Origin of the sequence: Methylobacterium sp. J-076, assembly GCF_022829405.1 — a bacterium.
Taxonomy (GTDB): Bacteria; Pseudomonadota; Alphaproteobacteria; order Rhizobiales; family Beijerinckiaceae; genus Methylobacterium.
The window spans coordinates 65,829-78,176 of sequence record NZ_JAKSXW010000148.1 but is presented as its reverse complement, the minus strand read 5'-3'; the positions used below and the strand labels follow the sequence as shown (position 1 = coordinate 78,176).

Sequence of the window (12,348 nt, the reverse complement as noted above, 5' to 3'; positions counted from 1 at the left end):
CCGGCGCGCCCACCGACACCACGCCCACCGGCGAAGTCCCGGCGAACCCACCGAACGTCGTCCCGCCGATCGTCACAGACGACACGTTCGTCGCCGCAGAGGTCGTCGCATAGTCGCCCAACGCGACGCTGCGGTCCACCGAGGCGACCGCCGACGAGCCCAGGGCGAGGGACGCGTTGCCGGAGGCGTTCGTATACGATCCGAAGGCCGCGCTATTCGTTCCGGATGCACGGGCGAGACGTCCGACAGCCAACGCCGTCACGCCGCTCGCGTTGGCCTGCAACCCAGCGGCCATCGCACTGTCGCTGCTGGCTGTGGCGCCGCTACCCAAGGCGATGGCGTTCCAGGTGCCGGCGTTGGCCGCGTTGCCCAAGGCCACCGAAAGCCCACCAAGCGCATTCGACTGGTAGCCGATGGCCGTCGACTGTACTCCCGATGCATTCGCGGAAATGCCGACCGCCGTGGCATTCCCCCCCGCGATCGCCCCTCGGCCCAGCGCCAGGGACGTCGCCACCGTGGAGCTCGGGCTCCACGCGTCCAGCATTGCGCCCACATTGCTCGCGACCGGATACAGCTGGCTGCCGTTCACCGCGTCCGTCGAGCTCGCGCTGATCCGGCCCGCCGCCACGTTCTGGATCTGGCGCTCGGAGCCCGGCGCGCCCACCGACACCACGCCCACCGGCGAAGTCCCGGCGAACCCGCCGAACGTCGTCCCGCCGATCGCCACAGACGACACGTTCGTCGCCGCGGAGGTCGTCGCGTTGTCACCCAGCGCCACGCTGCGGTCCACCGAGGCGACCGCCCAGTTGCCCAGGGCAACGGACGCGTTCCCCACTGCTTTCGCCCCCGGCCCGAAGGCCGCACCGTTCACTCCGGACGCGTTCGACGCAGCGCCCACGGCGGTCGACCATGAGCCAGCCGCGCTGGAAAGCGTTCCAATCGCGACGGAGGCGTAGCCCGACGCGTTGGTCATGTCGCCCAATGCCGCTGAAGACTGGCCAGCCGCTTTCGATCCGTGGCCCACGGCGGTTGACCACGCTCCGCTGGCATTGGAACTGTCGCCTGAAGCTAACGCCGATTGGCCCGCCGCGCTCGCTGAGATGCCCAGTGCAGTAGAACTCTGCCCGGCTGCACTTGTATACGCGCCTAGGGCGGTACTACCCACCCCGCCGGCTTTCGCCGAGACGCCCATGGCAACGGTATTCGTATCGCCGGCGATCGAATCTTGGCCTATGGCCACTGACCCGGCGCCAAACGCTCTCGCCCCGCCACCCAAGGCCGTGGAATACCAAGCGTTCGCTGTGCTGCCGACGCCCAAAGCCGTGGCGCCCTGAGCGCTCGCATTTGCGCCCGAGCCCAATGCCGACGCATAGGTAGCGGAGGCGTTGGCGCCTTGGCCTACGGCCACTGATGACAAGCCCGCCGCGTTCGACTGGACGCCGAGGGCGGTGGCGTTCACCCCCGACGCGTTCGCGCGGTCACCGATCGCGACGGTATCGGTGTTCAGGGCGCTGGCGGAGACGCCGATCGCCACGGAGGTGTTGCCGGAGGCTGTCGCGTTTTGACCGTAGGCCGAGGCGTCGGTCCCCGTCGCCGTGGCGCCGTTGCCGGTGGCGGTCGGGCTCGCGAGGGCTGGGGCCAAGCCGGCGAAGGTCGCGGCGATGGCGCCGGCGCCGAGGGAGCCGAGGCGGGAGCGCCGGCCGAACACGACGTAGAGGGACGAGAGCCGCAGCGCCGCCATGATGCGCCTGCGCATCCCGTCGGTGAGCTCACCGCGGATGCCCACGGCGTAGCCCACATGCGCGGTGTGGCGGTTCCGGCCCTCGGTATTCCGGTTCGTGTGACGCGTATTCATGATGACCCTCGATGGTGTTCGCGCCGTGTGACGTCGCGGTTGAAGTTTTTCCGGTGAATTCACGTGCCCGCTGTTCGATTTCGACAGCGATCGACTTGGTTGTCCGCGCGGCCTTCAGCGAAGGCGGCGCAGACCTTCATTCCTGGGTGAGCCCGGTGGGCGGGCGATGCGGGTCATGGCCCGGCGCGGAGCTCGTCCTGGGCGAAGGCCCGGTGGAGCCACCATCCCGCGCAGCCCGTGGCCGGCACCACGACGGCCATCGCCACCGCGAAGGCGGCCTCGCCTTGGATGACGAGCCCGACGAAGAAGCCGGAGATCGCTGCCGCCATCAGGGCGATCACCACCGGGCCGCGGCCGTCCTCGGCCTCGACCGGGCTCGCGTCCTCGAACCGGCTTTGCGACTTGCGCCCGCGCATTCGACCACCCCCGCCTATGCCGCCCGGACCCGGCCGTGAGCATCGCCATGCCCAAGGTCGCCACGCGGCTCGATCCGATAACCCCTCAAGACGATCCTGCCATAATTCACCTAACAAGATGCCCGTTGTCGCTGGTTGTATTTCTACAATCTGCAACCTACAGTAATAGTACTTCGCTATTACTTGTCGGAGGTCTTGATGTCCCACGGGGATGGCGACTGTCAACGATCGGCAGAGTTTCGCCCAGTCGATCGGCGGCAACGGAATCTTAATATGCGTAGTTAACTGGCAATTATATGATCTTTTACAGTCATATTATGCCGAATTACCGTCGATATACCGGCATCTGCGGTGGCATAAGCAGAATCAGTGGCACCAAAGGCCGGCTTACGGGCGATCATGTTCCCCGTGATGGGGGATCGTCCCAGAAGACAACCCCGTTTTGGCTATTACTGTGCGTTTCAGGACTTTCGTGATGCGATCATCGACGCCAGAGTGGCGGGAAAGCCGGTATTTCTCCGCTTATCCTTGGCCGGGCCGGGCGGGCCTGATTGATCCGGCGGAGGGCGTCCAGCGGCGGTGTCCGATCATCGTGGCGAGCGGTTCGGCCGAGCATTGACGAGCGCGCCGGTTCACCCTGGATCGCGGCGGCTGCGGTGGTCCGACCCGGGTGTTTTTGGGGCCGATCCGGCGGGAATCGGCATCCCTGGGGGATAAATCCGGGGGGTTGGCCGAGGGCGGCGGGCGCCGCATCTCTTCAGGATCCACCGCCGCCCGGCGCGAGCGATGAAATCGAACGGTGGCAGTCCGGCCCCGCCGCGGAACGGGACGCGGCGTTGATGAACACATCGCCAGCCCCATCCCGCTTCGGCCGGGCGGTTATCCCGGCGACGACTGGAATTGGCCTACGGACGACCTTCCGGGATAAGCGGAGTGGGGGCTTGCCGGGGCCGATCACTTCGCCCTGGTCTTGGCCGGCCGGGCGGGCGGCAGGGCCGCCGGTCGCCGCCGGGGGGATGGCCTCGCGACGCTATCCCCGCGGGATTTCGGGGCGGCATGTCTGTTCATCCGGCACCGTGCCTTCGATGCAACATTCCCCCCGGGGGGGCCTGCCGCCGGAACGGGGGCGCGGGGCGGCGTTCCCCGCATCCCCACCGGTTGGAGGATTCGCGATGAAGCCCGCGACGCTGGTTCTCCGCCCGTGCGGATCGCCGCCGGGCTTTCCGCCTACGACGACAAGCAGGCGCACAACACCACCCCGACGAAGCCCAGCACGCCGCAGACCGACCCATCTGCCCCGGCGAGCCAAGCGCCGAAGCCCTGAGCGGAGGGCGTCGCCGTGCCCCGGGGAGACGGGATCGACTCACGACGACCAGTCCGGTCTGCCGGGTCCTTCCGGCCCACCCCTCAGGCGGCGTCGGCCGCCTTCCCGAGGGTGTCGGCCATCTTGGCCCGGCGGGTCCCCAGGGGCGCGGGGCGGCCCACCGTGGTGTCCTCCGCCGTCTGGTGTTCCATCTCGGCGTTCACCTGCGCGCCCAGGAGCACGATGGTCGTGGACAGCCAGATCCAGGTCATGAAGCCGATGGCGGCCCCGAGGGACCCATAGGTCTGGTTGTATTTGCCGAAGTTGGCGACGTACCACGAGAACAGCAGGGAGCCGCCGAGCCAGAGCAGGGCCGCGAGGGCCGAGCCCGGCGTCGCCCAGCGCCAGCGGGGCGCGTCGCGGCTCGGGCCGTAGCGATAGAGCAGGGCCAGGGCGAACAGCACGGCGACCACGAGGACCGGCCACCGCAGCAGGGAGAGCCACCACGCGCCCTCGCCGAGGCCGATGAAGCTCAGCACGAGCGGGACGACGACGACGCTCGCCAGCGCCAGGGTCAGCAGCAGCAACGCCCCGGCGGTGAAGGCCAGGGACACGAGGTTGAGGGTGACGAAGGGCCTCTTCTCCCGCTCGTTGTAGACGAGGTTCAGGGCATCGAAGACGTGCTTCATGCCGCCGTTGGCACTCCAGACCGAGAGGGCGAGGCCGACGAACAGGCTGAGGCCGAGGGTGGTGCTGCCCTTCTCGTTGAGGCGCGCCACCTGCTCGCCGACGATCTCCAGGGCGCCCTGGGGCAGGATGCCCTGGAGGCTGCGGAGCTGCCCGGCGATGGTCGAGGGATCGGCCACGAGGCCGTAGAGGGAGACCAGGGCGGCCACCGCCGGGAAGATCGCCAGGAGCGTGAAGAACGTCACGCCCGCCGAGACGAGCATGATGCGGTTCTCGCCGACATCGCGGTAGGTGCGGAGGAGGATGTCCTTCCAGCCCGAGGCGGGGATTTCGGTCGGGCTCGAAGCCCGCCGGCCCCGGTCGGCCTCCCTCCGGGCCACGGCCTCGGCATCGCGCCCGCCGTGGGAGGGCGATGGCCGGCGCGCGTCGCCCCGCGCCGGGGCGTCGCCCTCGGGGGCCGGGGCGGGCCCACCCCCGCGCCGGGGCAGGACCACGAGCCCGACGAGGGCGGTGGCGAGGCCGACCATCCAGATGACGGACGCCTTGCCCTGGCTTGCGTCGTCCCGTGGCGAAGAGGAATTCGGCATTCGTGGCCCCATTCCATTCGGGGAGATGCCCGAATTCCCTGCGTCAACCTCCGCTCATCCCCGCCCGTTTCAGGGGGCGTCCGCTTTGTCTCGGGGCACGGGGGCCGGTCTGCAGGAAGGTGTCGACCGCCCAGTCCGCGGCGGCGGCGTCGCCGCGGACGTAGCGGGCGAACAGCTCGATGGGCTGCGGCCTGCCGACGAGGTAGCCCTGGACCTCGTCGCAGGCTTCGTTGGTGAGGAACTGCATCTGGTCGGCGGTCTCGACGCCCTCGGCCACGACGCTCATCCCGAGGCTGCGGCCGAGGCCGAGCACCGCCCGGACGATCACCGCCGCCGGGGGGCTGCCCTCCACATGGCCGACGAAGGACCGGTCGATCTTGATCTTGTCGAAGGGGAAGGCCTGCAGGGTGGCCAAGGAGGAATAGCCGGTGCCGAAATCGTCCATGGCGATGGAGATGCCGAAGCTTTTCAGCCGGCTCAGGATGTTCAGGGCCCGGGTCATGTCGTTGATGATCACCGATTCGGTGATCTCGAGCTCCAGGCGGGACGGGGGGAGGCCCGCCTCCGCCAGGATGGACAGGATCCGCTCGGCGAGGTCCGCCTGCTGGAACTGGAGCGGCGAGAGGTTCACGGCGATCTTCAGCGGCCGGTCCCAGGTCGCGGCCTCGCGGCAGGCCGCCCGCAAGACCCATTCGCCGAGGGCGAGGATCATCCCGCTCTCCTCCGCGAGGGGCACGAAGACGCTCGGGGGCACGAGGCCGCGGGTGGGGTGGCGCCAGCGCACCAGGGCCTCGAAGCCCACGAGGTCCCGGCCGCCGGTCGTCACCTGCGGCTGGTAGTGGAGGGTCAGCTCGTCCTTCTCGATGGCGCGGCGCAGGTCGCATTCGAGGTCCCGGCGCTCGGCGACGGCCTCGTCCATGGCGGATTCGTAGATGCGGTGGGTGTTCCGGCCTTCGAGCTTGGCCCGGTAGAGGGCGAGGTCGGCGCGCTTGCAGGCCTCCTCGCCGGTGTTGCCGTGCTCCGGCACCAGGGCGATGCCGATGCTGAGGCCGACCTCCGTGCGCTGCTCGCCGTAGGGGATCGGCGCGTTGACGGCGGCGATCAGGCGGCGGGCGAGGCCCGCGACGGCGCCGCGGTCGCCCCCATCGGCCACGAGCACGGCGAACTCATCGCCGCCGAGGCGGGCCACCGCATCCTCCGGGCCCAGCTCCAGGCGGATGCGGTGGGCGACGGCGCGCAGCACCGTGTCGCCGGCCTGATGACCGAGGCGGTCGTTGACGGCCTTGAACCGGTCGAGGTCCAGGTAGAGCACCGCGGCCGCGCCCCGGCGCTGGCGCAGCTCCGCCAGCCGCTCCTCGAGCCGCTCATAGAACAGGGCGCGGTTCGGCAGGTCGGTGAGGCCGTCGTGGCGGGCCATGTGGGCGATCTGGCCCTCGGCCGCCTTGCGGGCGCTGACGTCGATCTGCGTGCAGACGAAGCGCAGGGGCGTCCCGTCCCCGGCCCGGGCCACCACCCGGCCCCGGGTGAGGAACCAGGCCCAGCTGCCGTCGCTGCGGCGCATCCGGTGCTCGCACTCGTAGAGCGCCGTGCGGCCCTCCAGGTGATCCGCCAGGACCCGCTCCGTCAGGGCGACATCCTCGGGATGGACGAGCATCCTCCATGTGCGGGCATGGGGCTGCAGCTCGCCGGGGCGATAGCCGAGGATCTGCCACCACCGGTCGGAGCACCAGGCCGTGCCGGTCACGAGGTCGGAATCCCACAGGCCGTCGCTGCCCGCGTCGAGGGCCAGGGCGAGGCGCGCCTCGTTCTGCGCCATCCGGTTCTCGGCGCGTTTGCGGGCCGAGATGTCGGTGAAGGTCAGCACCGCGCCGCCCCCGGCCAGGGGCGCCACCCGCACCTCCATGACGCCGTCGTCCGGCCCCTGGTGCTCGAAGGCGTGGGCCTCGCCCAGCGAAAGGCCCTCGTGGGACCAGTGCCGCTGGATCTCGGGGGCGCGGTCGAAGCGGCCCTGGGCGATCTGATGGTGGCGGACCGCCGTGAAGGAGGGCAGCGCGCGCATCATCCCGGGGGGCAGCCCCAGCAGGGCGACGGCGCGCTCGTTGCACACCCGGACGAGGCCGTCGCGGTCCACCATCATCAGCCCCTGGTCCATGGTTTCCAGGACCGTATCGAGCAGTTCCGACTTCTCCCGCAGGAGGCGCTTGCCGTCGCGCAGGCTGCGGTTGGTCCGGCGCAGGCGCTGCACCAGCAGCGCGAGGGCCGCGATCGCCAGCAGGGTGAGCATCCCCACCGCGATGCCGAGGGCGAGCACCCCGCGGGGGAAGGTCTCGCCGCCGGGTGCGAGGGTGGGATCCGGCACCAGCGCGAGGTCCGCCACGGCGATGGCGTCGAGGCAGGCGATCGCCCCGGTCAGCAGCGCCGCCGCCGCCACATCCCCGGGCCACCGCCGCGCCCGCCGGGCCACGACGAGGGCCGCCGCCGCCAACCCGCAGCCGACCGCCACGGCGATGGCGGTCATGGGCCGGTTCCAGGTCAGGACACCCGGCAGGCGCACGCCCTCCATGCCGATGGCCTGCATGGCGGCGATGCCGAGGCCGAGCAGGATGCCGGCCCCGGCCGCCCCGCGGTCTCCCCGCAGGAACACCGCCGGCAACAGCGCCGGCAACAGCGCGAGGCAGGAGGACACCACCCCCACGACGAGGGAGAGGCCGGTCAGCGGGAGATCGTAGGCGATGCCGACGCCGGAATCGAACCCGAGCATCGCGATGAAATGCGCGCTCCAGATCCCGAGGCCCGCGGCCGCCCCCGCTCCCCCGATCCACCCGGATGGGCCTCCGGCGGCGTCCGCCCTGGCCTGTCGGAGGAGGACGAACGCCGCGAGGCAGGAGACGAAACCGACGAGCGTCGCGAGGGGCATCGCCCATGCGAGGTGCTGGCAGGTCAGGCAAGAAAGTGCGCGGTACATCGATGCATCGTGCCCTGGCCGATGGGGTACGATGCACCATGCAACTTTAAGATGTGTTATTCTACAACTTCTGAGCGAAGCGCGTCAGGAGGCTGTGCCCGTGGGCGGTTGCCAGTCGACGCCGGGATGCTCCCGAACGTCTCCGGCCTCCGCGCCCGTATCCGCATCGCTCGCCCAATCCTCCGGCTCGGCGACCGTGACGATCTCCGATTCCGGGTAGGCGGCCTCGAGGAACAGGCGGGCCTCGCCCTCGGCCTCGGCTCTCACGGTGACGAGGGGCTTCGGCCGGTCGCCGTCCCGGACCTGCGCGATGAACAGCTTGGTCATGCCGATGCTCCTGTCCGTGGCCTCAGCGGTCGAGCGACGGGCCGCCGGCCGCGCCGCCGGTCCCGGGCGGGCCGCTGGTGGTCGTCCCGCCGATGTTGACGTTCGGCGTCGTGCCGGGGATCGGCGAGTTGCTGGGATTGGCCTCGTTGCCCCGCGTGATCGGGCTCGGGCCGAGGTCCCGCTCGCCCCGCGTGACGCCGCCCACGCTCGGCGGCGGCGCCACCCCGGTATTGCCGGCGCCTCCGGTGACCACCTGCGCCGAGGCCGGTGCGGCCAGGGCAAGGGAGAGGGCGAGAATCCTGAGGTACATCGGTCGGTCCGTTGGGGGGAGGTGCCGCGGCAACGGCCTGGGCGGGTGATGGTTCACGGGACCTGTGGCGGCGCGGCGCGGAACACCGGCCGGGGCCGGGGGCTTTCCTGCGCGACGCCTCGGTTTCTCCCAATGGACGACGCATGACCCGCTTGCCGCTGCTTGCCGCCCTCGTCATGGGCCTCACAGGGCCGGGCCTCGCCGCCGACACGCCCCCGGGCGAGGGCGCCCTCAAGCCGATGCTGCAGAGCGACAGCCTCGTCTTCAACGGGGTGACCCGCGCACAGGACGGCCGGGTGTTCTCCCCGTTCCAGCGCCAGACCAAGGACAAGGGGATCGAGCTCGGCGAATGGCGCGACGGCAAGCCCGTCGCCTATCCGAACGAGGCCTGGAACGGCTGGAAGCAGGGGGACGACCCCGCCAAGGCCTTCGTGGCGGTCAACGCCATCCGCATGGGGCCGGAGGGCGACCTCTGGGTGCTCGACAAGGGCGCGGCGGGCATGGGCGAGGCCCCCCTCCCCGGCGGCCCCAAGCTCGTGCAGATCGACATCGCCACCAACGCGGTCCGCCGGGTCTATCCGCTGCAGGCGGCGACCACCGACAAGAGCTTCATCGACGATTTCCGCTTCAACGGCCGGAAGGTCTACCTGACGGATGCGGGCCAGCCCGGCCTCGTCGTCCTCGATCTCGACAGCGGCACGCTGCACCGGGTGCTCGACAACCACTGGTCCACGATCGCCCAGCGGCCGCTCACCGGGCAGGGCCGCGTCCTGCGTGACGACAAGGGCAAGCTGCTGGCGATCCATGCCGACCAGCTCGAAGTCTCGCCGGACGGCAAGACCTTCTTCTACCAACCCTGCACCGGGCCGCTCTACAGCATCGAGACCCGCTGGCTCGACGACGAGAAGGCGGGCGATGCCGAGCGGGAGAAGCATGTGAAGCTGTTCGCCCCGACCGTCGCCACCGGCGGGACGGCGATCGACGCGGCGGGCAACATCTACGCGAGCGACACCGACGCCCTCCGGATCCTGAAGATCGCCCCGGACGGCAGCACGAGCACCCTGGTGCAGGACCCGCGGCTCGTCTGGGTCGACGCCATGTGGATCGATGACGAGGGCGGCCTGTGGATCCCCGCCGCGCAGATGAACCGCACCCCCGCGATGAACGGCGGCGAATCCTCGGCGGTGAAGTTTCCGACGACGATCTACCGCCTCCAGTTCGGTGCGAAACCCGTCAGGAACTGAACCGCCGCCACGGGACCGGACATCCACCGGTGGATGTCCGGTCCCGTGGCGCTGCAACTCCCGCGGGATCGTTTAAACGCGGACGGCCCGACCGCGATCCGCCGGAGTGACGTTGCCGACACCGACGCGACCCCATGCGCACGACGACCCGGCCGGGGGATTGGTGCGGGTGCAGCGTCTGGCGACCGAGCTCGCCGCGCGGATGCGCTACGCCCAGATCGTCGCGCGCCCCCTGCCGCCCGAGCAGGTGGCGGCGCTGGTGGCCGCCGCACGGCTGCTGCAGGAGCGCGGCGAGCCGTGGCCCGAGATCGTCGGCGAGGTGCTGCGTCAGGTCGCCGACGACCTCACGGAGGAGCCCAGGCCGACACCGCAGGTGGAAAGCCGCCGGGTCGTGGCCGGCTTGAACCGGTTCCTCGGCGCCTTCCGGCGAGAGACGGCGCGCTCCTCGGAGGGCTGAGGCCGCCTCCGGCCGCGGGGTGGTGGCGACGCGCCGCAGGCCCGTGCGTGACGCGGGAGGCACAGATGCCAAAGTGTCGCGTTGGCTCCCCACACCGTAAGGGCTCCGCCATGCTTCGCTCAGAAACCCCACCGCCGCCCGGCAACCTCATCCAGGACGAGCCCCCTGAGACGGAGCGCGTGAACAGCGCGCAGCTCAAGGGCGACATCGACAGCGGCCGCACGGGCGACAAGATCCCCCATGTGGATGTGGGCGCGGCCTCGCTCGGCACCTGCGAAGAAGCCGGCGGCGCGCCTCCGACCTCGCAGGAGGTCAAGCTCGCCCGGACCAACGAGGCCGCATCCGAGCGTGTCCGCGAGGCCGCCGACCCGCACGGGAAGCGCCCCTGGACGCTGCCGCTCTATGCCGGGATCGTTACGGCCATCTGCGCCGTTCTGGTCGTCGGCGTCCTGCTGCTTCACTGACCTGCCGGCCCCATCCCGGCCGGTGCGAGGAGTCCCATCCCCATGCTCATGATCGTCATCTGCTTCCTCGCGCCCTGGCTCGCCATGTTCCTGCGGGGCAAGGTCATCCAGGGGATCCTCTGCATCTTCCTCCACATCACCCTGATCGGCTGGATCCCGGCGACGATCTGGGCGCTCGTCGTCACCCGGCGCGAGCAGACGGCCTGAGGGCCACCCGCGACGTCCGACCGGACTGAAGGCCAGACATCTCGCCCCCTCCCTCCCGGGGAGTCCGGCGGAGACGTGGGCGCCCCTTCCGTCCCTGTGAGCGGAGCGAAGCGGTCCACGCACGGGTCATGTCCACACATGGTCCGCTATGTTGGATTGCTTCGCCGCGCCCACGACGGCGAGACTGACTCACGTCGGCCAGTCCCCCCTCCCAGACCTGTCCGGCCGGACTTCGAGACGCCGGACATTGTCCAGCAAAGCGCAGGCGCGAGGTTCGGGGGCATGCGAGAACCGGTTCTCCCGATCCCCTTCCGCTCGGCGATCGCCGGCCTGGCCGCGGCGTGCGCCCTCCTCACGGGGCTCGCCCCGGTGCCGCCGGCCTTCGCCGCCGAGGGCATGGCCGCACGGGCGCCCGCCCTCGGCATGGCCGTGACGCCGCGGGATCCGGGCATGGCCGGCGGAGGCCCCCCCGCAGCCCCGCCCGATGCGGCGAGATCCGAACCCGTGCCCGATCGTCCCCCGGTCCAGGCCGCGCCCGCGCCGCGACGCCCGCGGGCCCTCGGCAGCGTCCTTCCCGGGGCGGACGGCCGGTTGCCGAACCAGCGGACCGGCCCCAGGCACGAGCATGTGGTGCGGGACATCTGTATCGGCTGCTGACCTGTCTTCGCCCCTGCATACCGGTACGACACCCGGCCCATCGCGAGCACGGCCGTAGCACCGCCCCCTATCGACACTCGTGCCGGCGCCAGCAAAGCCATACGCCCAACGCTCATCAGTAATTCAATACCGTGACATGTTTCTCACTTGCGTATTTCAGCAAGCAAGCCCATCGCATGATGGAGGGTGCAGCTATGGACACAATCGAATGTCACAAGAAACCGAAACACACGGGTACGACTTCATCGTAGCCGCGAGTGAGATCGTCGCAGCCTATGTGTCGCACAACCATGTCGCCCCGGCGGACCTGCCGTCGCTGATCGCCAGCGTGCATCAGGCGGTCGCCGCGCTGACCGCCGGACCCGTCGCGGCGCCGGAAGAGCCGGCGGACAAGCCGAACACGGCCCAGGTCCGCAAGTCGGTACAGCACGACGGCATCGTCAGCTTCCTCGACGGCCGGAGCTACAAGACCCTGAAGCGGCATCTCTCCGCCCACGGCCTCAGCCCGGCGAGCTACCGCCAGCGGTTCGGCCTCGCCGCCGACTATCCGATGGTGGCGCCGTCCTACAGCGAGAAGCGCTCGAGCCTCGCCAAGTCGCTCGGCCTCGGCCGCCCCGCCTCCGGCCCCGCCGTGTCGGGGAATCGGAAGAAAGCCGCCTGATCCCCGCAGGATGCCGACGCCCCCGGGGCCGGCATCCTGCGCGCCGAGGATCGGCCCGCCCCGTGGCCGGGACGGGCGCGACGCCGCTCCTTGCAACCTCCGGCCCATGCCGGTGAAAGCTGTGCTATGGGACGTCCGGTCCGGGCCTGCCGCGGCGGCGCGGATCGTCCCCGGCGCCGGCCATGGAGGGACGGGGGGCCGGGCGCGG

Annotated in this window: 11 protein-coding genes and 1 pseudogene; 6 read left to right on the top strand and 6 right to left on the bottom strand. The window is 70.7% G+C overall.

Features of this window, described 5'->3' with window-relative positions:
- The 6 genes and pseudogenes from MKK53_RS22120 to MKK53_RS22095 all read right to left on the bottom strand — a co-directional run.
- Positions 1 to 1,855: pseudogene (locus MKK53_RS22120) on the bottom strand (hypothetical protein); the annotation flags it as partial.
- 173 nt (positions 1,856 to 2,028) lie between these two features.
- Positions 2,029 to 2,271 carry a hypothetical protein gene (locus MKK53_RS22115; protein ID WP_243930924.1) on the bottom strand — a complete coding sequence of 81 codons (243 nt, stop codon included), beginning with the start codon at positions 2,269 to 2,271 and terminating at the stop codon, positions 2,029 to 2,031.
- Between the two features lie 1,407 nt (positions 2,272 to 3,678).
- A complete protein-coding gene (locus MKK53_RS22110) occupies positions 3,679 to 4,848 on the bottom strand; it encodes a YihY/virulence factor BrkB family protein (RefSeq protein WP_243930923.1) in 1,170 nt (389 codons plus the stop codon).
- 43 nt (positions 4,849 to 4,891) lie between these two features.
- Complete coding sequence (locus MKK53_RS22105) at positions 4,892 to 7,813, bottom strand: EAL domain-containing protein (protein WP_243930922.1); 2,922 nt, start codon at positions 7,811 to 7,813, stop codon at positions 4,892 to 4,894.
- 84 nt (positions 7,814 to 7,897) lie between these two features.
- Positions 7,898 to 8,140 carry a hypothetical protein gene (locus MKK53_RS22100; protein WP_243930921.1) on the bottom strand — a complete coding sequence of 81 codons (243 nt, stop codon included), beginning with the start codon at positions 8,138 to 8,140 and terminating at the stop codon, positions 7,898 to 7,900.
- A 22-nt stretch (positions 8,141 to 8,162) separates the two neighbouring features.
- Entirely contained in the window at positions 8,163 to 8,450 is a 288-nt protein-coding gene (locus tag MKK53_RS22095) for a hypothetical protein (protein ID WP_243930920.1), read from the bottom strand.
- A gap of 143 nt (positions 8,451 to 8,593) precedes the next feature.
- Here MKK53_RS22095 and MKK53_RS22090 point away from each other — a divergent pair, with 143 nt between their 5' ends.
- The 6 genes from MKK53_RS22090 to MKK53_RS22065 all read left to right on the top strand — a co-directional run bounded on the left by MKK53_RS22090 (position 8,594) and on the right by MKK53_RS22065 (position 12,140).
- Positions 8,594 to 9,694, top strand: coding sequence for a major royal jelly family protein (locus MKK53_RS22090; protein WP_243930919.1), 1,101 nt, complete (start codon positions 8,594 to 8,596; stop codon positions 9,692 to 9,694).
- Between the two features lie 112 nt (positions 9,695 to 9,806).
- On the top strand, positions 9,807 to 10,151 hold the full coding sequence (locus tag MKK53_RS22085; RefSeq protein ID WP_243930918.1) for a hypothetical protein: 345 nt from the start codon (positions 9,807 to 9,809) through the stop codon (positions 10,149 to 10,151).
- 110 nt (positions 10,152 to 10,261) lie between these two features.
- Positions 10,262 to 10,615, top strand: a complete 354-nt coding sequence (locus MKK53_RS22080) for a hypothetical protein (protein WP_243930917.1) — start codon at positions 10,262 to 10,264, stop codon at positions 10,613 to 10,615.
- A 42-nt stretch (positions 10,616 to 10,657) separates the two neighbouring features.
- Positions 10,658 to 10,822: a YqaE/Pmp3 family membrane protein gene (locus MKK53_RS22075; RefSeq protein WP_243930916.1), complete on the top strand. Its 165-nt coding sequence runs from the start codon at positions 10,658 to 10,660 to the stop codon at positions 10,820 to 10,822.
- 282 nt (positions 10,823 to 11,104) lie between these two features.
- A complete protein-coding gene (locus MKK53_RS22070) occupies positions 11,105 to 11,479 on the top strand; it encodes a hypothetical protein (RefSeq protein ID WP_243930915.1) in 375 nt (124 codons plus the stop codon).
- 208 nt (positions 11,480 to 11,687) lie between these two features.
- Entirely contained in the window at positions 11,688 to 12,140 is a 453-nt protein-coding gene (locus MKK53_RS22065; protein WP_243930914.1) for a MucR family transcriptional regulator, read from the top strand.
- Positions 12,141 to 12,348 lie beyond the last annotated feature (208 nt).

Bases quoted from the DNA above. Each gene is read 5' to 3' on its own strand.
- MKK53_RS22065 (WP_243930914.1), top strand. From the start codon at position 11,688: ATGTCACAAGAAACCGAAACACACGGGTACGACTTCATCGTAGCCGCG.
- MKK53_RS22115 (WP_243930924.1), bottom strand. From the start codon at position 2,271: ATGCGCGGGCGCAAGTCGCAAAGCCGGTTCGAGGACGCGAGCCCGGTC.
- MKK53_RS22110 (WP_243930923.1), bottom strand. From the start codon at position 4,848: ATGCCGAATTCCTCTTCGCCACGGGACGACGCAAGCCAGGGCAAGGCG.
- MKK53_RS22105 (WP_243930922.1), bottom strand. From the start codon at position 7,813: ATGTACCGCGCACTTTCTTGCCTGACCTGCCAGCACCTCGCATGGGCG.
- MKK53_RS22095 (WP_243930920.1), bottom strand. From the start codon at position 8,450: ATGTACCTCAGGATTCTCGCCCTCTCCCTTGCCCTGGCCGCACCGGCC.
- MKK53_RS22070 (WP_243930915.1), top strand. From the start codon at position 11,105: ATGCGAGAACCGGTTCTCCCGATCCCCTTCCGCTCGGCGATCGCCGGC.
- MKK53_RS22100 (WP_243930921.1), bottom strand. From the start codon at position 8,140: ATGACCAAGCTGTTCATCGCGCAGGTCCGGGACGGCGACCGGCCGAAG.
- MKK53_RS22090 (WP_243930919.1), top strand. From the start codon at position 8,594: ATGACCCGCTTGCCGCTGCTTGCCGCCCTCGTCATGGGCCTCACAGGG.
- MKK53_RS22075 (WP_243930916.1), top strand. From the start codon at position 10,658: ATGCTCATGATCGTCATCTGCTTCCTCGCGCCCTGGCTCGCCATGTTC.
- MKK53_RS22080 (WP_243930917.1), top strand. From the start codon at position 10,262: ATGCTTCGCTCAGAAACCCCACCGCCGCCCGGCAACCTCATCCAGGAC.